Origin of the sequence: Bradyrhizobium sp. CCGE-LA001, from assembly GCF_000296215.2 — a bacterium.
Classification (GTDB): Bacteria; Pseudomonadota; Alphaproteobacteria; order Rhizobiales; family Xanthobacteraceae; genus Bradyrhizobium.
This window is the reverse complement of the sequence record NZ_CP013949.1, coordinates 2431498-2447652: the sequence shown is the minus strand read 5'-3', so window position 1 is coordinate 2447652 and position 16155 is coordinate 2431498. Positions and strand designations below refer to the sequence as shown.

Below are 16155 nucleotides of genomic sequence, written 5' to 3'. Positions count from 1 at the left end.
TATCGCACCGGATGATCACGCGAAAATGAGCAGCGTTCGATCCGCCGATCGACGCGGGCGGCCTCGATTGGGGTTTTTGGTACCGCGCTGGTCCCCCTCTCGAGGCCGCACCTATTTATCGCCTGCCCCGCCGGACAGCCGACACGTCGAGCATATCGGCCGAGAAGCGCACCCGCGCCTCTGGCATATGATGAGCATCATCTGCCGGACGATGCTCTAGACCTCTTGGGAGAACCCCTTCAGTTGGATCACGCCTAACCAACCCCACTACGCGGATTGTAGGGGTGCTGGTCCCGCCACTTTTCCATCAATGCCTCAAGCTCGGCATCGTTCCCGTCCGGTAGCATAATCCTGATGACGACGAAGAGGTCCCCGGCTCCGCCGGCTTTCGGCAGGCCCTTGCCCTTCAGGCGGAAGGTCCGGCCGCTGGACGTGTTTTTCGGGACCGAGAGCTCCACGGCATTGCCGAGCGTGGGCACCCGGACCTTGGCCCCGAGCACCGCCTCGTAAAGCGTGACCGGCAGGTCGATCCGCAAATCGGAGCCCTCGACCTTGAAGTGCGGATGGGGCGCGATGTTGATGGTGATCAGGAGATCGCCGGGCGGATGGCCCTGCGCGCTCTCGCCTTGCCCGCGCAGCCTGATCTGCTGGCCTTCGGTGACGCCGGCCGGGATCTTGACATTCAGCTCCTTGCCCGTGGGCAGCCGGACGCGCTTCTCGCCGCCGTTGACCGCCTCTTCCAGCGACACCGACATGGCCACGTTGACGTCGAGATCGAGCCCGATCCCGCCGGTGTCGAAATCGAACTGGGCGCCGCCGCCGGCACCCGGCCGCGCGCCGCGCATCCCGCCGCCGAACATGCTGTTGAGGATGTCCTCGAACGCGCCGCCGCCCGGGCCGCCACCGGTACCGCCGCTGCGGAACGTATAGCTCTCGAATCCGCCAGGACCCGCGCGCCCGCGCGGACCGCCGCCACCCGGAAAACCCTGGAAGCGCGGCTTGCCCTCGGCGTCGATCTCGCCCCGGTCGAACTGCTTGCGCTTGTCCTCGTCGCCGAGGATCTCGTTGGCCGAGTTGATTTCGGCAAAGCGCTCGGCGGCCTTCGGGTCACCCTTGTTGCTGTCGGGATGGTGCTTCTTGGCAAGCTTGCGATAGGCGCTCTTGATGGCGGCAGCGTTGGCGCTCCGCGGCACCCCCAAGACCTCATAGGGGTCGCGCATCCGTCACGTCTCCTTCAAGATATCGAATTGTTCAAAGGGCTCCCCGCCCCACCTCTGGATCATGTGGGGAGAGAGTGGCATTTTTGCAACTAGGGGCGCGCGCCGCCCCTCGATGATTCAAGCATGATCTTAGCGGAAAACCAGTTCCCACTTTTCGCGAACGCGGCCTTCCGGGTCCGGATCATGCTCAGCTCCGCCACGGCTTTAGCGTATGAATCTCCCAACGGCCACGGCCGCTTTGGCAGCCGGCGCCCTGGAGCCAGCTTTCGGTATTGCCGTTGACGTAGCTCGCCAGGAAGTCGCGGCACTTGCGGCCGTCCTCCGCGGCATAGGACTGCGCGATCGGCGTCACCGAGCCGCGCGCCCCCGTCTCCGGGTTCTCCCAGTGCTGGCTGGAATCCTTGTCGCCCTTGCTTAGGACGTCCGAGGCGGCATTGCGGGTGAAGGCGAGATCGGTCTCGGTCGGCGGGGCGTCCTTCGCGGACCGCGCGATCGAGCCGGTCAGGTCGCTGTCCTCGGCCTTGGCATAGGCGCTGCCGTCGTTGCGTGAAAAGCTGCAGCCGCCGGCACCGAACCCGATCAGAATCACCGTCACGACGACGCCTGACGGCCGGATCGCCGATAGGCCAACGCGTTCCCATGCCCTATATAGGGCGGTAGCGGACAGCAACGCGTTTTGGGCCGCGGGACGCAACTCGGACTCCGGACATGACCGACACGACATCGATGAAACACCAGACACCCTTAACATCCGGTGATTTCACCGCCGCCAACGAGCCATTTGCGTTGTTCGAGTCCTGGCTGAACGAGGCGATCAAGAGCGAGCCGAACGATCCGAACGCGATGGCGCTCGCGACCGTCGATCCCGACGGCCTGCCTGATGTGCGCATGGTGCTGATGAAGGGGTTCGATACCGAGGGTTTCGTCTTCTACAGCCACATCGCCAGCCAGAAGGGCCGCGAACTCGCCGCAAATCCTAAGGCAGCGTTACTTTTTCACTGGAAATCGCTGCGCCGTCAGGTCCGCATCCGCGGCAACGTGACGCCGGTGATGGACGCGGAGGCCGACGCCTATTTCGCGACGCGACCGAAGCAGGCCCAGATCGGCGCCTGGGCGAGCAAGCAGTCCGAAGCGCTGGAAAGCCGCTTCGCCTTCGAGCAGGCCATCGCCAAGGTCGCGGCCAAATACGTCATCGGCGAGGTACCGCGGCCGCCGGGCTGGAGCGGCTGGCGCATCACGCCCTCGCGCATCGAGTTCTGGCACGACCGCCCATTCCGCCTGCACGACCGCATCGAATTTCGCCGTGACGCGGCCGGCCAGCCGTGGTCCAAGACGCGGATGTATCCTTAAAGCTTTGGGCCGATTTGAAAGATGTCCATGCCGCATTCGTCCAATCTGCCGCGTCGTACGCTGCTGCTGACCGGCGCCAGCCGCGGCATCGGCCATGCCACCGTGATCCGTTTCTCCTCGGCCGGCTGGCGCGTCATCACCTGCTCGCGGCATCCTTTTCCGGAGGACTGCCCGTGGGACGCAGGCCCTGAGGACCACATCCAGGTCGACCTTGGCAATCCCGGGGATACCGCGCGCGCGATCACCGAGATCCGCAATCGCCTCGAGGGCGGCACGCTGCATGCCCTCGTCAACAACGCCGCGATCTCGCCGAAGGGCCCGGGCGGCTCCAGGCTCGGCTCGGTCGACACCGATCTCGACACCTGGACACACGTCTTCCACGTCAACTTCTTCGCGCCGATCATGATCGCGCGCGGGCTGATCGAGGAGTTGAAGGCGGCCAAGGGCTCGGTCGTGAACGTCACCTCGATCGCGGGCTCGCGCGTGCATCCTTTCGCGGGCGCCGCTTACGCCACGTCGAAAGCCGCGCTTGCCGCACTGACGCGCGAGATGGCCTCCGATTTCGGCCGCGTCGGCGTGCGCGTCAACGCGATCGCGCCGGGCGAGATCGACACCTCGATCCTGTCGCCGGGCACGGAGAAGATCGTCGACCAGCAGATTCCGATGCACCGGCTCGGCACGCCCGACGAGGTCGCCAAGATCATCTACGTGCTGTGCACGGACACCTCATCCTACGTCAACGGCGCCGAGATCCACATCAACGGCGGCCAGCACGTTTGATCCGATGCTTCGTATCGGCCGCGGCGCTGCGTCCGGGGCACGAGAGCGGAGTGAGGCGGCTGCTGCTTCCGCGCGTCATCGCGAGGAGCCCTTGCGATGAACCAATCCAGAACTCCTCTGCGGAACGACTCTGGATTGCTTCGTCGCTTCGCTCCTCGCAATGACGGTGAAATTATCCCGAGCGGTGACCAACCTTGACGGACCGCATTCGATGGCAAGCCGATTGAATTGCGCTGAAGCGCTTTCCGATCCCACGCATTTGGGGAAGCCATGCTGTGTGTTTTGCAGATCGTAGGCAGGTCGCTTGAGGATGGCATTGCCAAGCGGCTGACCGCTCCCTTCTATCGAAAGGAGGTGTCGGATGATGGGCACGAGCAGCTTTTCTACGATGTCGCCGATGCGTCGAGCCGAACTGAGCTAATGAAACAAATCAAGCAGTTCATCGCCGAAAATAGAGAGGGCCTAGCCTACGCGCATCAGCACCCCGACGAAGTGGAGGCGCCCAACCTCGACATCGGAATCATCATGGATGGACCTCTGATGAAAAGCGCAACGTTCGACGGCGAACTCATTGCACTGCTTGCAGAGTTCGGCATGACGGTTTCGATTTCAGCTTATCAAGCTTCGCCAAGCGAAGAATAGGCCGCGCAGATCGTGAAGCGCGGGTTGATTTGTCGCGAAGGACGGAAAGCAAGGCGATCCAGACAACGCCGCCGCAAGACCTGGATCGCCTGCCCTTCCTCCCCGTTCCTCAATCGAGTCGAATCCGACGCGACCTCTCGCGTGGCCGCGGAGCGGCCGTGCTGAACGCAGTCGAGCAGTCGTCGTCGTTCTCGCCGTCGAGCAGCGGAGCACCACAGTGCCGGCACATGCGCGCCGACAACGACGGCGCCCTGCCGCTCGTCACCGCCTGACGATAGTGCGCCAGATCGATGACGTTGCGGGGCGTCGTTATGTGTTTTTCAACCATGGCTGTTCCTCGCGGCTAACACGCTGCTTATCGCAGACAAGTTTCGCGCAAACGTTCAGCCCACCGCTCAAATTTTACCGGAGGAATTGGGGCGGCGAGCAGGCATCACCGCGCGGCCGCAATCCCGCTCTATTCTGCGACACGATCGACCGTGTCTCAGCGAATAGCGTAAGGTCTCGGTAGCTATTTTCCGAGAGCGGCGGGGATTCACAGCCACTTCTTGAACTTGAAGATCCAGTACGGGACGATCGCCGCGATCAGCATCATCACCAGGGCCATCGGATAGCCGTGGATCCATTCGAGCTCCGGCATCACCTTGAAGTTCATGCCGTAGATCGAGGCAATCAGCGTCGGCGGCATCAGGACAACGGCCATGACCGAAAACAGCTTGATGATGTTGTTCTGCTCGAGATTGACGACGCCGAGCATGGCGTCGAGCACGAAGGTGATCTTGCTGGAGAGATAGGAGGCGTGGTCGGTCAGCGAGGCCACGTCGCGCTGCATGGTCTTGAGCTGCTCGCGCATGTCCTTGGACCATTTCACGCCCTCGACCACCGCCGACAGGAAGGTGACGACGCGGCCGATCGAGACCAGGCTCTCGCGAACCTTGGAGGTCAGGTCGCCCTTGCGGCCGATCGAGATCAGGATCTGGGAATATTGCTTGGCATGGCCGTGGCGCTCGCTCTCGGGCTCGAAGATGTCGTGACTGACCTGGTCGATCTCGGAACCGCAGCGCTCCAGGATGTCGGCGCAGCGGTCGATCACGGCGTCCAGGAGCTCCATCAGCACCATCTCGCCGGTGATCGCCGGCGTGCAGGAGCGGGCGAGCTTGGCTTCCACCAGAGCGAACGGCTTGGGCAGATCGTAGCGCACCGTCACCAGGCGGTGGTCGCCGAGGATGAAGGTCACCGCCGTGGTCCTGGGCATGTCGGTATCGGAGTGGCACATCAGCGTCGCGGTCATGTAGCGCGCGCCGTTCTCGATGTAGAGGCGGCTGGAGATCTCGATCTCCTGCATGTCTTCCCGGGTCGGAATGGCGATGCCGGCCAGCCGCTCCACCGCCTTGTCCTCGGCCGCACTGGGATTGACGAGGTCGATCCAGACCGCGTTCTCCGGCAGGGTGGAGAGATCCTCGATGACGGCCTTCTTGAGCGAGGACTCGGAGGGAACGAATACCGAAAACATGACGACTCCAGAGATCCTGCGACAGAACGACAGCCCTTAGCGCGATTCTGACAAGTTCACGATGACAACAGCATTAACGAAGCGTTGGTATTTTGGGTGGGGGCAAGGCTCAACTGTGGCAAGGAATCGACAGTTTGCGGCCTAGGCGATCCCAAAACCGCAAAAATTTGCGGCAGAAAAGCCACAGGTCGGCTCTCGCAGCGCAGGACAAGGCCTTCAGTGCTGGAATTGTGGCAGATTTCAACGATAATGGGATCAACGGAGTCGAGGAACTTGGGCGGTAAGCTCATGCCTTCCGCACGGTATTGTTTTGATTGGAACCAAACCATGTCGTCGCTGAAAGTTATATTTGGGATTCTGGCCGCCGGCCTGATGCTGTCGGGCTGCATGCAGGCCACCACGCGTTACGAGGCGACCGACACCAAGGCGTTCAAGCCGAAGGACAAGGAACTCCTCGCCAAGGTCAAGTACGAGAATACTGCGGTTGCAGAGCCGTTCCGCCGCGCCATCGTCCAGTACCACCGCAAGGAAGCGCCGGGCTCGATCGTGGTCGATTCCGACAACCATTATCTTTATTACGTGCTGGATGGCGGCAAGGCGATCCGCTACGGCATCACCGTCGGTGAAGAGGCGATGGCCTGGTCGGGCATCGCCAAGGTGGCCAGCAAGACCGAGTGGCCGCCCTGGCACCCTACCCCCAGCGAAATCTCGCGCCTTGGCGTGCCGACCTATGTCGCCCCCGGCCCGGACAACCCGATGGGCTCCCGCGCGCTGTACCTCCATTCGGGAGGCAAGGACACGCTGTTCCGCATCCACGGCACCAACCAGCCGGAATATATCGGCGCCTCGATCTCGTCGGGCTGCATTCGCCTGACCAACGAGGACGCGATCGATCTCTATGATCGCGTCAAGGTCGGCACCCTCGTCGTGGTGCTCGAGCCCAAGCACGGCGACTCGCCCTACAACTCGCGCCTTGCGCTCGGCAACAGCCAGACCGGCCAGGCGGCCAGCTACTGATCACCTCCTGATCTCAGACAATCAAAAGCGCCGGTTTTACCGGCGCTTTTTTATTCCCGGCTTCGATGGTTGAGCCTTCTTCTTCGGCTCCGACTTGTCCTTGGACGGAGAGGATTTCTCCGCGGTCTCGTCCTCGGCACCCTCCTTGGTCTCCGGCTTGGCCGCGACCTCGCGCGGCGGCGCCTCTTCGGGCCGTTCCGCCGGCAGCAGGGGAGCGACCTGCGGCAGGGGATCCCAGACGTTCCACTGGCAGATCCGATAGTCGTTGCGCCGCTGCACCAGATCGAGATGGATATGGTCCTCGTGGTACCAGTCCGAGCCCGGACCGAGCACGGTGGAGAAGCGCGCGCACACCGAATGCAGCACGCGCTCGCGCACCTCGCGCGACAGGGTCCGGTCGGTGAGGCCGATCGACTGCCCGTTGGCGAGCTTGATGGCGCGGATGTCGATCGCATTGGCCTTGCCGTGCTCGGACAGCATCGCGCCGGCGACACGGTTGCGGCCGCGGCACTCGAAGCTGTCGAAATTGTCGAGCTCGCTCACCGCGGAGCCGAGGCTGGTCGCCAGCGGCGCCATGTCCTTGCGCACCCAATCGGCAAGGGCGGACGCCATGGTGCAGCGGAGGATGGCCGCCGGCTTGACCGCCACCTTGCGCTTGTCCGGCAGCACGACGGCCTCCAGCCGCACCAGATCCTCGCCACCGCAGGCGCCGGGGCCGCGGATATCGGGAATGGACGGCGCGATCGCGATCTCCTCCGTCAGCGCCAGCCGGCAGGCCGAGGCCTGCTTCTCGGGCGGCGGCGCCGCCTCGGCGGGCTTGTCCGCGCTCGGCTTGTCGGGAGCCGGCTTGCCGGCGGCCTGTGGCGGGCTCTCCTCCGATGCCTTCGAGGTTGCCTTAGGGGCCTCCTCGGGGCGCGGCTTGGGAAGGGGAATTTTGGCGGCGCGAACGGCAGCGCGCGGCTTTGGTGTTCCAAAATTGAAGATATCGAGCGGCGCAGGATATTTCCGCGCCTCTGCCGTTTCGGCGAGCAGCAACAGCCCCGCCGCAGCGGTAACCATTGCCGCCCCAGTGGACATATAGCCGCGACAAGACCATTTGCGGCGAAAGTCCGGCAGGCTAAAACTCATGACAATTCTTTGGCCCAACGCTGAGAGCGACAACGCGCCCAGCGACTTCTCGGAGGAACGTGAGAATGCTCGGTTTGATGCAAGATTGGCCCCTGCTCTGCCACCGGATCATCGAACATGCCGCAAGGATTCATGGCAAGCAGGAGGTGGTCACGCGCTCGGTCGAGGGACCGATCCACCGCACCACCTACGCCGAGATCCACAAGCGTGCGCTCAAGGTTTCGCAGATGCTGGAGCGCGACAACATCAAGCTCGGCGACCGTGTCGCGACGATTGCCTGGAACACTTGGCGCCATCTCGAGGTGTGGTACGGCATCATGGGGATCGGCGCCATCTGCCATACCGTCAATCCCCGCCTTTTCCCCGAACAGATCGCCTGGATCATCAACCATGCGCAGGACCGCATCGTGGTGACCGATCTCACCTTCATTCCGATCCTGGAGAAGATCGCCGACAAGCTGCCGAGCGTCGAACGCTACGTCGTGCTCACCGACAAGGCGCATATGCCCGAGACCACGTTGAAGCAGGCGGTCGCCTACGAGGACTGGATTGCGCAGGCCGACGGCAAATTCAAATGGAAGGACTTTGACGAGAACACGGCAGCGGCGATGTGCTACACGTCGGGCACGACGGGCGACCCCAAGGGTGTGCTCTATTCGCATCGCTCCAACGTGCTGCACGCGCTGATGGCCAACAATGTCGACGCGCTCGGCACCAGCGCGTCCGAGACAATGCTGCCGGTGGTTCCGCTGTTCCACGCCAACAGTTGGGGCATCGCGTTCTCGGCGCCCTCGCAGGGCACCAAACTGGTGATGCCCGGCGCCAAGCTCGATGGCGCCTCGGTCTACGAGCTGCTCTCGACCGAGAAGGTGACGCATACCGCGGGCGTACCCACGGTGTGGCTGATGCTGCTCCAGCACATGGCCGCGAACAATCTGAAGCTGCCGGACCTGAAGATGGTGATCTGCGGCGGCTCGGCGATGCCGCGCTCGATGATCAAGGCCTTCCTCGACATGGGCTCGAACGTCCGCCACGCCTGGGGCATGACCGAGATGAGCCCGATCGGCAGCGTCGCGGCCCTGAAGCCGCCGTTCCAGAACGCAACCGGCGATGCCAAGCTCGACGTGCTCCAGATGCAGGGCTATGCGCCGTTCGCGGTCGAGATGAAGATCACCGACGATGCCGGCAAGGAGCTGCCCTGGGATGGCAAAACCTTCGGGCGGCTCAAGGTCGCGGGACCAGCCGTCGCCAAGGCCTATTACCGGGTCGATGCCAACATCCTCGACGAGGACGGCTTCTTCGACACCGGCGACGTCTCGACCATCGACGAGGACGGCTACATGCGGATCACCGACCGCTCCAAGGACGTGATCAAGTCCGGCGGCGAGTGGATTTCCTCGATCGACCTCGAAAACCTCGCGGTCGGCCATCCCGCCGTGGCGGAAGCCGCCGTGATCGGCGTGTTCCACCCCAAATGGGACGAGCGGCCGCTGCTGATCGTGCAGCTCAAGCAGGGCCAGCAGGCCACGCGCGAGGAGATATTGAAGTTCATGGACGGCAAGATCGCCAAATGGTGGATGCCCGACGACGTCGCCTTCGTCGATGGGATTCCGCACACGGCCACCGGCAAGATCCTGAAAACGGCGCTGCGCGACCAGTTCAAGGATTACCGCTTCCCGAACGCGGCGGCATAGTTCGGCACGGGCGTCATGCCCGGGGCTTGACCCAGCCATTCACGTATCGACCGCGGCAAAGATAGACGTGGATGGCCGGGACAAGCCCGGCCATGACGACGAGAGCGCCTGCGGAACTCTTGAATTTGCCCCCGGGGCGTGGTCTCAACGGCCCATCGTCGCGCCGGATCGGCCGGCACCGCCTCCGAAACCCCGGCAGAGTTCGTCCCGATGGCCCGCAGGTTTTCCGCTCCCTACCAATCGGAGCCCGTGTCCAGCCTCGCGAACTGGGCGCGCAATCTGGCCGTGTTCGCGGTGGTGGCGGTGGTGGTCTCGATCATCATCGTTCGCTTCGACTTCCTGGAGATGAAGCCGGCGCTGATGACCTTCTTCGGCGGCCTGGCGATCGCCGGTCTGTCGATCCTGTTCGGGCTCGCCGGCTTTGCCGCGATCTGGCAGAACGGCTCGCGCGGTATGGGGCGCATCCTGCTCGCTTTCCTGATCGACGGGATGATCCTCGCCTATCCCGGCTATCTCGCCCTGCAATATCGCAAGCTGCCGGCGATCTACGACATCACCACCAATCCGATCGACCCGCCGCGCTTCGACGCGCTGGCGCCCGTCCGCACCGGCGACGGCACCAACACCGCGGTCTATGCCGGCCTCTATTCGGCCGAGCAGCAGCGCCAGTTCTATCCCGACATCGAGCCGATCGAGCTGGAGCTTCCGGTCGACCGCGCCTATGCGATCGCGCGCCAGCTCGTCAACAAGCGCAAATGGCTCGTCATCGACGAGCGCGCCCCGCAGCCGCCGCGCCGGATCGGCCGCATCGAGGCGGTAGCACGCACGCCGATCATGGGCTTCCGCGAGGACGTCTCGATCCGCGTCGTGCCCGACGGCGATGATTCCCGCGTCGATATCCGCTCGGCCTCCCGCTATTTCGAAAGCGACCTCGGCAGCAACGCCGCCCGCGTCAAGAAGTTCATCGATGACCTCAACACCGCCGCCGATGCCGATGCGCTGAAGCCGGTGAAGAAGACGCCGGTCGCTCCGCCCAAGGCCCCGGCGAAGACGGTGAAGAAATAGCGAGTAGCGAATAGCGAATGGAAGCCACTCTCATCCGCTACTCCCCACTCGCCACTCGCCATTCGCCCCTAGGCCATCCGATACGTCCCGCCGATCACGGGATCGCCGTCTGTCGCCACCACGCCGCGGGCGACCAGATCTTCGAGGTGCGCCAGCACGGAATAGCCGGCCGCCGTCGTCAGCCGGGGATCGATGCCGATATAGATCGCGCGCACCATCGTCGGGATATCGGTCTCGCCCTTGCCGAGACGATGCAGGATCGAGGCCTCGCGCGCCTTGCGATGACGGATCAGGAAGCGCACGAAGCGCGGTCCATCCGGAATCTCGGGGCCATGGCCGGAGAAGTACAGATCTTCCTCACGCGCGGCGAGGCGGTCCAGCGAGTCCATATAGTCGATCATCGAGCCGTCGGGCGGTGCGACGATCGAGGTCGACCAGCCCATCACGTGATCGCCGACGAAGTTGAACTTCTGCTCGGGCCAGGCAAACGCCAGATGATTGGCGGTGTGGCCGGGCGTCGCCACCGCCTCGAGCCGCCAGCCGTCGCCTTCCACGACGTCGCCATGGGCGATCCTGATGTCGGGGACGAAATCGCGATCAGAGCCGGATTCCGGATTGTGCTTCTCGCTTTCGAAGCGCGGGCGCGAGGCGCGGTGGGGGCCTTCGGCATAAACGGGCGCACCGGTCGCCTGCTTGATCCGCGCTGCGTTCGGCGAATGGTCGCGGTGGGTGTGGGTGACGAAGATGTGGCTCACCGTCTCGCCGCGCACGGCATCGAGCAGCGCTGCCGCATGCGCCGCGTCGTCCGGGCCGGGATCGATGATCGCGACATTGCCGGTGCCGACGATGTAGCTGACCGTGCCGGTGAAGGTGAACGGGCTCGGATTGTTACAGAGCACGCGGCGCACGCCGGGGCGGACTTCCTCGACGATTCCAGGCTTCAGCGGAAAGTTGCGGTTGAACGGGACGTCGTCGTTGTCGGACATGAGACTTCCTGTGCATTACTCCACCCCCCCGCCGTCATACCCCGCGAAGGCGGGGTATCCAGTACGCCGTGGCGCCGGTGGCAAAGGCGAGGTCTCTGGGATACTGGATCGCCCGCCCTAGTGCGCAATTGCGCACGGGGCGGGCGATGACACCGAGCAAGACGACAACCACGGAACGCGGTCAGAAAAACGCCTGAATGCCCGTGATCGCGCGGCCCAGGATCAGGGCATGGACGTCGTGGGTGCCCTCGTAGGTGTTGACCGTCTCGAGATTATGGACGTGGCGCATCACATGGTACTCGATCGAGATGCCGTTGCCGCCGTGCATGTCGCGGGCGGTGCGGGCGATGTCGAGCGCCTTGCCGCAATTGTTGCGCTTCATGATCGAGATCATCTCGGGCGCGAACTTGCCCTCGTCCATCAGGCGACCGACGCGCAAGCTACCCTGCAGGCCGAGCGCGATTTCGGTCTCCATGTCGGCGAGCTTCTTCTGCACCAGCTGGGTGGCCGCGAGCGGCTTGCCGAACTGCTTGCGATCGAGCGTGTACTGACGGGCGCGATGCATGCAGTCCTCGGCGGCGCCCAGCGCACCCCAGGAGATGCCGTAGCGGGCGCGGTTGAGACAACCGAACGGACCCTTGAGGCCGGAGACGTTGGGCAGTAGCGCATCCTCGGGAACCACGACACCGTCCATCACGACCTCGCCGGTGATGGAGGCGCGAAGCGAGAGCTTGCCGCCGATCTTCGGCGCGGAGAGGCCTTTCATGCCCTTCTCCAGCACGAAGCCGCGGATCTGGTTGTCGTGCGCGGCCGACTTGGCCCAGACCACGAACACGTCGGCGATCGGCGCGTTCGAGATCCACATCTTGCTGCCGGTGAGGCGATAGCCATCCGCCACCTTCTCCGCGCGGGTCTTCATGCCGGCCGGATCGGAGCCGGCATCGGGCTCGGTCAGGCCGAAGCAGCCGACCCACTCGCCGCTGGCGAGCTTCGGCAGGTACTTCTTGCGCTGGTTCTCGTCGCCATAGGCGTAGATCGGATACATCACCAGCGAGGACTGCACCGAATTCATCGAGCGGTAGCCGGAATCGACGCGCTCGATCTCGCGCGCGACGAGACCATAGGCGACATAGCTCGCATTGGCGCAGCCATATTCCTCCGGCAGCGTGATGCCGATCAGGCCGAGCTCACCCATCTCGTTGAAGATCTCGCGGTCGGTCGTCTCTTCGAGATAAGCCTTGGAGACGCGCGGCAGCAGCTTGTCCTGGGCATAGGCGCGAGCGGTGTCGCGCACCATGCGCTCGTCTTCGGTGAGTTGCTCGTCGAGCAGGAACGGATCGTCCCATTGGAAAGAAGCCGCAGCCGGCTTGTCCTTGGCCTGAGGGCGCACGCTCATGAAACGTCCTTTCGCGTCTGGTTCCGTCATAAATTGCCCGACAAATTAAAGCGCCGCGGCAACAAGTGCAATTGCATTGCAGATCGATGGACCTGCGTGGCTCCACGGACGCGCGTCGTGCGGCCCAGGATGACAGCGCTAGCTTTCCAGCTGCTCGTTGGCGACGATCTCGATGCCGAAGCCGGACAGGCCTTTGTAGTCATGCACCGAGGAGGTGAGATGCCGGATCGAGGTGACGCCGAGATCGCGCAGGATCTGCGCGCCGACACCGACCTCGCGCCACTGCCGGTTGCGGTCCGCCTCGGTCGCGCTCTCGTCGGGCAGCGGTGACACGGGGACACCGGCTGCGCCGTCGCGCAAGTAAACCAATACGCCACGGCCGGACTTCTTGAAGTGCTCGAGCACCGCCGCCATGCGCTTGTGGCCGGTAAAGGTATCCTTGACGATGTTGGGCTTGTGGAAGCGCGTCAGCACGTTCTTGCCGTCACCGACGCCGTTGTAGACGAAAGCGACATGGGCGATGGAATCGAACGGCGAACGATAGGCATAGCCCTGCAAGGGGCCGATCGGGCTCTCGGTCACGAAGGTCGAGACCCGCTCGATCAGCTTCTCGCGCGCCTGACGGTAGGCGATCATGTCCGCGATGGTGACGTGCTTGAGCTTGTGCTGGGCGGCGAAGCGGGAGACCTGCTCCCCCTTCATCACGCTGCCATCGTCGTTCATGAGCTCGCTGATGACGCCGACCGGAGGCAGGCCCGAGAGCTTGCAGAGGTCCACGGCAGCCTCGGTATGGCCGGAGCGCAGCAGCACGCCGCCGTCCTTGGCGATCAGCGGGAAGATGTGGCCGGGCCGGGCGAAATCGTTGGCGCCGACATTGGGATTGGACAGCGCGCGGCAGCAGGAGGCGCGTTCCTCGGCCGAGATACCGGTGCCGCCGTCGGGCTTGTAATCGATCGACACCGTGAACGCGGTGGTGTGTGCGGAATCGTTGTGGGCGACCATCGGATCGAGCCGCAGGCGGCGCGCGTCCTCCGTGGTCACGGGGGCGCAGACGATGCCGGAGGTGTGGCGGATGATGAACGCCATCTTCTCGGCGGTGCAGAGCGAGGCGGCGACGATCAGATCGCCCTCGCCCTCGCGATCGTCGTCGTCAGTGACGACCACGAGCTCGCCCCTGGCAAAGGACTGCAAGACTTCCTGAACGCTATCGGGCATTTCCCAATCTCTATCGATGATGGCCGCGAGGCTTAGCCGGACGCCTTAGCCGGACTTGGGCCGGGGCGCTAGTCTTTCCAGCGCAACCACTCATGCTGGAGGGCAGCCTGCCGGGATGGTCCACCCTTGCACCGAAGATACCAGGGATATAGGCGCCCGGCGCCGGAGAGGAAGCAGCAGCCCGACCGGTCAGGGCAGCACTTCGCGCCGCTCGCCGAGACGCTGATCGAGCTCGGCGCGTTTGTCGGCCAAAAGGCCGGCCTGGGCCGCTTCGATCACCGTGAACAGCTCATGGGCATCGCTGACCCGGGTCACCGTGACATAGCTGGCGCCAGCCTCATAGAGCTCGTCGACATCGGCCAGGAGGTCGGCCGTCGCCACGATCAGGGCGGTGGGATTGAGCGCGCGGACGTGACGGACCAGCTTCTCGTTGGTGGCGCCCTTCAGCAGCGAATCCGGCACGCTGAGAATGATCATCTCGGACTTACCGATGCCGGCATGGAGCAGCGTGTCGACATTGCTGATGTCGCCATAGATCACGTGCAGGCCGCGCGAGAGCAAGGTCTGGTACACATTGGGGTTGAAGTCGACCACGGTGATCTGCTCCAGCAGCACCGGGGCCTGCCGCTCGATCTCGGCGAGAAGTGCGCTTGCCGCACGGAAAAAGCCGAGGATGACGATGCGGCGGGCCTCGCCATGGCCGCCCTCATGCCCCTCCTCGCCTTGGCCGTTGCCGTGATCGAGGTCGCGAAGGCCGATCCGCTTCAAGGGACCGATCGCCCAGCGGGTAATCTCGTCGCTGCGGGTCATCACGAAGGTCGAGAGCACGGCCAGCACCACGAAGGCGAAGGAGGCCGCGTTCGCCGTTTCCGCTGCGATGTGGCGGTCGGTGACACCGGTCTGGATCACCACCAGTGAGAATTCGGAGATCTGTGCGAGGTTCAGAGCCGGCAACAAGCTCGCGCGCAGCCCCTGCTTCATCAAATAGAGCGGCGTGAAGGTGGTGACGAGGCGGCTCACGACCGTGAAGGCCGCGATCATCAGCGCGAGCCAGATCACGGAGAGGCCGGGGATGGGAATGGTCATGCCGAGCGCGACGAAGAACAGCGTGATGAAGAAGTCGCGGAGCGTGGTGACCTTGGCGGTGACGTCGAGCGCATAGGGGAAGGTCGAGAGCGAGACGCCGGCGATCAGCGCGCCCATCTCGCGCGACAGCGACAGCTGATACGCGGTCTCGGCGACCAGGAAGCACCAGGCCAGCGCGCCGAGCAGGATCAGCTCGGGGCGGCGGGCGATCTGGTGAAACACGCGCGGCAGCACATAGCGGCTGACCAGCAGCGCGGCGGTGACCAGAACCGCGACGCGGCCGACCGAGAGCAGGATGACGCTGACCTGTAGATTGGCAAGGCTCGGTTGCACCGCCAGGAACAGGATGGCGAAGATGTCCTGGAGCACCAGCACGCCGAGGGTGATGCGGCCCGGCAGCGTATCGAGCTCGCGCTTCTCATAGAGCACCTTGACGATGATGACGGTGCTGGAGAGCGCGCAGGCGACGCAGAGATAGACCGCATCGAAATGCCCGCCACCGAGCGACAGGCCGATGCCGACGAAGAAAAGCACCCCGAGCAGGCAGCCGCCGAGCAACTGGCCGCCCGCCGCGAACAGGATCACCCGCCCTGCCCGCACGATCTTCTTCAGGTCGATCTCGAGGCCGATCATGAACAGCATGAAGATCAGGCCGAGCTCGGAAATGACCCCGATCGATTCCTGGGAATGGACCCAGCCGGCGCCGAATGGACCTATGCAGAAGCCGGCGACAAGGTAGGCCAGAATCAGAGGTTGCCGGGAGAAATGGGCGAGCAGGCCCAACATCCAGGCAAACAGAATACAGAGAGTGATGTCGTGAATGAGCTCGTGCATGCCAAATTGGTCCGTTTTTGCCGCACCCTAGAGACGGGTTGCGGTGCGGCAAGCGAGCAATTCGTCACATGCGGACGGGCTCTTCGCAGCCAGGCTGCTCGATCCCTTCGCCTTTGCCGTTGCGCGCCGCCGCGCAATCTGAGGTCAGTATCGAACAAAACCTTGCCGATTCGCTCCCACGCCATCGAAGAGGGGCCCTCTCCGTCCCCGGCGGGTCTCTGTACCCGCC

14 protein-coding genes are annotated in these 16155 nt (G+C 64.1%); 6 read left to right on the top strand and 8 right to left on the bottom strand.

Features of this window, described 5'->3' with window-relative positions; all coding sequences use genetic code 11:
* Positions 1-254 precede the first annotated feature (254 nt).
* On the bottom strand, positions 255-1220 hold the full coding sequence (locus BCCGELA001_RS11520) for a DnaJ C-terminal domain-containing protein (RefSeq protein ID WP_060735335.1): 966 nt from the start codon (positions 1218-1220) through the stop codon (positions 255-257).
* Between the two features lie 187 nt (positions 1221-1407).
* Complete coding sequence (locus tag BCCGELA001_RS11515) at positions 1408-1815, bottom strand: RT0821/Lpp0805 family surface protein (protein WP_008551337.1); 408 nt, start codon at positions 1813-1815, stop codon at positions 1408-1410.
* A gap of 113 nt (positions 1816-1928) precedes the next feature.
* Between BCCGELA001_RS11515 and pdxH the strand changes: the two genes are divergently transcribed.
* The 3 genes from pdxH to BCCGELA001_RS11500 all read left to right on the top strand — a co-directional run bounded on the left by pdxH (position 1929) and on the right by BCCGELA001_RS11500 (position 3992).
* Entirely contained in the window at positions 1929-2570 is a 642-nt protein-coding gene (gene pdxH, locus BCCGELA001_RS11510) for a pyridoxamine 5'-phosphate oxidase (protein ID WP_008551338.1), read from the top strand.
* A gap of 27 nt (positions 2571-2597) precedes the next feature.
* Positions 2598-3350 carry an SDR family NAD(P)-dependent oxidoreductase gene (locus BCCGELA001_RS11505; RefSeq protein WP_008551340.1) on the top strand — a complete coding sequence of 251 codons (753 nt, stop codon included), beginning with the start codon at positions 2598-2600 and terminating at the stop codon, positions 3348-3350.
* A 270-nt stretch (positions 3351-3620) separates the two neighbouring features.
* Complete coding sequence (locus BCCGELA001_RS11500) at positions 3621-3992, top strand: hypothetical protein (protein WP_008551342.1); 372 nt, start codon at positions 3621-3623, stop codon at positions 3990-3992.
* Between the two features lie 535 nt (positions 3993-4527).
* Here the strand turns inward: BCCGELA001_RS11500 and BCCGELA001_RS11495 are convergent.
* Positions 4528-5505, bottom strand: coding sequence for a magnesium transporter CorA family protein (locus tag BCCGELA001_RS11495; protein WP_008551347.1), 978 nt, complete (start codon positions 5503-5505; stop codon positions 4528-4530).
* Positions 5506-5832: 327 nt separating this feature from the next.
* On the opposite strand from BCCGELA001_RS11495, the gene BCCGELA001_RS11490 reads away from it, so the two are divergent.
* On the top strand, positions 5833-6522 hold the full coding sequence (locus BCCGELA001_RS11490) for a L,D-transpeptidase (protein WP_060735334.1): 690 nt from the start codon (positions 5833-5835) through the stop codon (positions 6520-6522).
* Between the two features lie 36 nt (positions 6523-6558).
* Here the strand turns inward: BCCGELA001_RS11490 and BCCGELA001_RS11485 are convergent, their stop codons facing one another.
* Positions 6559-7650 (bottom strand): extensin family protein, encoded by a 1092-nt coding sequence (locus tag BCCGELA001_RS11485; protein WP_060735333.1) that lies wholly within the window; start codon positions 7648-7650, stop codon positions 6559-6561.
* Positions 7651-7715: 65 nt separating this feature from the next.
* Between BCCGELA001_RS11485 and BCCGELA001_RS11480 the strand changes: the two genes are divergently transcribed.
* Together BCCGELA001_RS11480 and BCCGELA001_RS11475 are read left to right on the top strand one after the other, a co-directional pair.
* The gene (locus BCCGELA001_RS11480) at positions 7716-9344 is read left to right on the top strand and encodes a fatty-acid--CoA ligase (protein WP_060735332.1); all 1629 of its coding nucleotides are present in this window, start codon (positions 7716-7718) and stop codon (positions 9342-9344) included.
* Positions 9345-9554: 210 nt separating this feature from the next.
* A complete protein-coding gene (locus BCCGELA001_RS11475; RefSeq protein WP_060735331.1) occupies positions 9555-10409 on the top strand; it encodes a DUF1499 domain-containing protein in 855 nt (284 codons plus the stop codon).
* Positions 10410-10477: 68 nt separating this feature from the next.
* Here the strand turns inward: BCCGELA001_RS11475 and BCCGELA001_RS11470 are convergent, their stop codons facing one another.
* The 4 genes from BCCGELA001_RS11470 to BCCGELA001_RS11455 form a co-directional block, all read right to left on the bottom strand.
* Positions 10478-11395, bottom strand: a complete 918-nt coding sequence (locus BCCGELA001_RS11470) for an MBL fold metallo-hydrolase (RefSeq protein WP_060735330.1) — start codon at positions 11393-11395, stop codon at positions 10478-10480.
* Positions 11396-11576: 181 nt separating this feature from the next.
* A complete protein-coding gene (locus BCCGELA001_RS11465; protein ID WP_060735329.1) occupies positions 11577-12791 on the bottom strand; it encodes an acyl-CoA dehydrogenase in 1215 nt (404 codons plus the stop codon).
* 138 nt (positions 12792-12929) lie between these two features.
* A complete protein-coding gene (ribB, locus tag BCCGELA001_RS11460) occupies positions 12930-14006 on the bottom strand; it encodes a 3,4-dihydroxy-2-butanone-4-phosphate synthase (protein WP_060735328.1) in 1077 nt (358 codons plus the stop codon).
* Positions 14007-14195: 189 nt separating this feature from the next.
* Complete coding sequence (locus tag BCCGELA001_RS11455; protein WP_060735327.1) at positions 14196-15926, bottom strand: cation:proton antiporter; 1731 nt, start codon at positions 15924-15926, stop codon at positions 14196-14198.
* Between the last annotated feature and the right edge of the window lie 229 nt (positions 15927-16155).

What these genes read in the sequence shown, in the direction of transcription:
- BCCGELA001_RS11520 (WP_060735335.1), bottom strand. Translation starts at nt 1,220, where the DNA reads ATGCGCGACCCCTATGAGGTCTTGGGGGTGCCGCGGAGCGCCAACGCT.
- pdxH (WP_008551338.1), top strand. Translation starts at nt 1,929, where the DNA reads ATGACCGACACGACATCGATGAAACACCAGACACCCTTAACATCCGGT.
- BCCGELA001_RS11505 (WP_008551340.1), top strand. Translation starts at nt 2,598, where the DNA reads ATGCCGCATTCGTCCAATCTGCCGCGTCGTACGCTGCTGCTGACCGGC.
- BCCGELA001_RS11500 (WP_008551342.1), top strand. Translation starts at nt 3,621, where the DNA reads ATGCTGTGTGTTTTGCAGATCGTAGGCAGGTCGCTTGAGGATGGCATT.
- BCCGELA001_RS11495 (WP_008551347.1), bottom strand. Translation starts at nt 5,505, where the DNA reads ATGTTTTCGGTATTCGTTCCCTCCGAGTCCTCGCTCAAGAAGGCCGTC.
- BCCGELA001_RS11490 (WP_060735334.1), top strand. Translation starts at nt 5,833, where the DNA reads ATGTCGTCGCTGAAAGTTATATTTGGGATTCTGGCCGCCGGCCTGATG.
- BCCGELA001_RS11485 (WP_060735333.1), bottom strand. Translation starts at nt 7,650, where the DNA reads ATGAGTTTTAGCCTGCCGGACTTTCGCCGCAAATGGTCTTGTCGCGGC.
- BCCGELA001_RS11480 (WP_060735332.1), top strand. Translation starts at nt 7,716, where the DNA reads ATGCTCGGTTTGATGCAAGATTGGCCCCTGCTCTGCCACCGGATCATC.
- BCCGELA001_RS11475 (WP_060735331.1), top strand. Translation starts at nt 9,555, where the DNA reads ATGGCCCGCAGGTTTTCCGCTCCCTACCAATCGGAGCCCGTGTCCAGC.
- BCCGELA001_RS11470 (WP_060735330.1), bottom strand. Translation starts at nt 11,395, where the DNA reads ATGTCCGACAACGACGACGTCCCGTTCAACCGCAACTTTCCGCTGAAG.
- BCCGELA001_RS11465 (WP_060735329.1), bottom strand. Translation starts at nt 12,791, where the DNA reads ATGAGCGTGCGCCCTCAGGCCAAGGACAAGCCGGCTGCGGCTTCTTTC.
- ribB (WP_060735328.1), bottom strand. Translation starts at nt 14,006, where the DNA reads ATGCCCGATAGCGTTCAGGAAGTCTTGCAGTCCTTTGCCAGGGGCGAG.
- BCCGELA001_RS11455 (WP_060735327.1), bottom strand. Translation starts at nt 15,926, where the DNA reads ATGCACGAGCTCATTCACGACATCACTCTCTGTATTCTGTTTGCCTGG.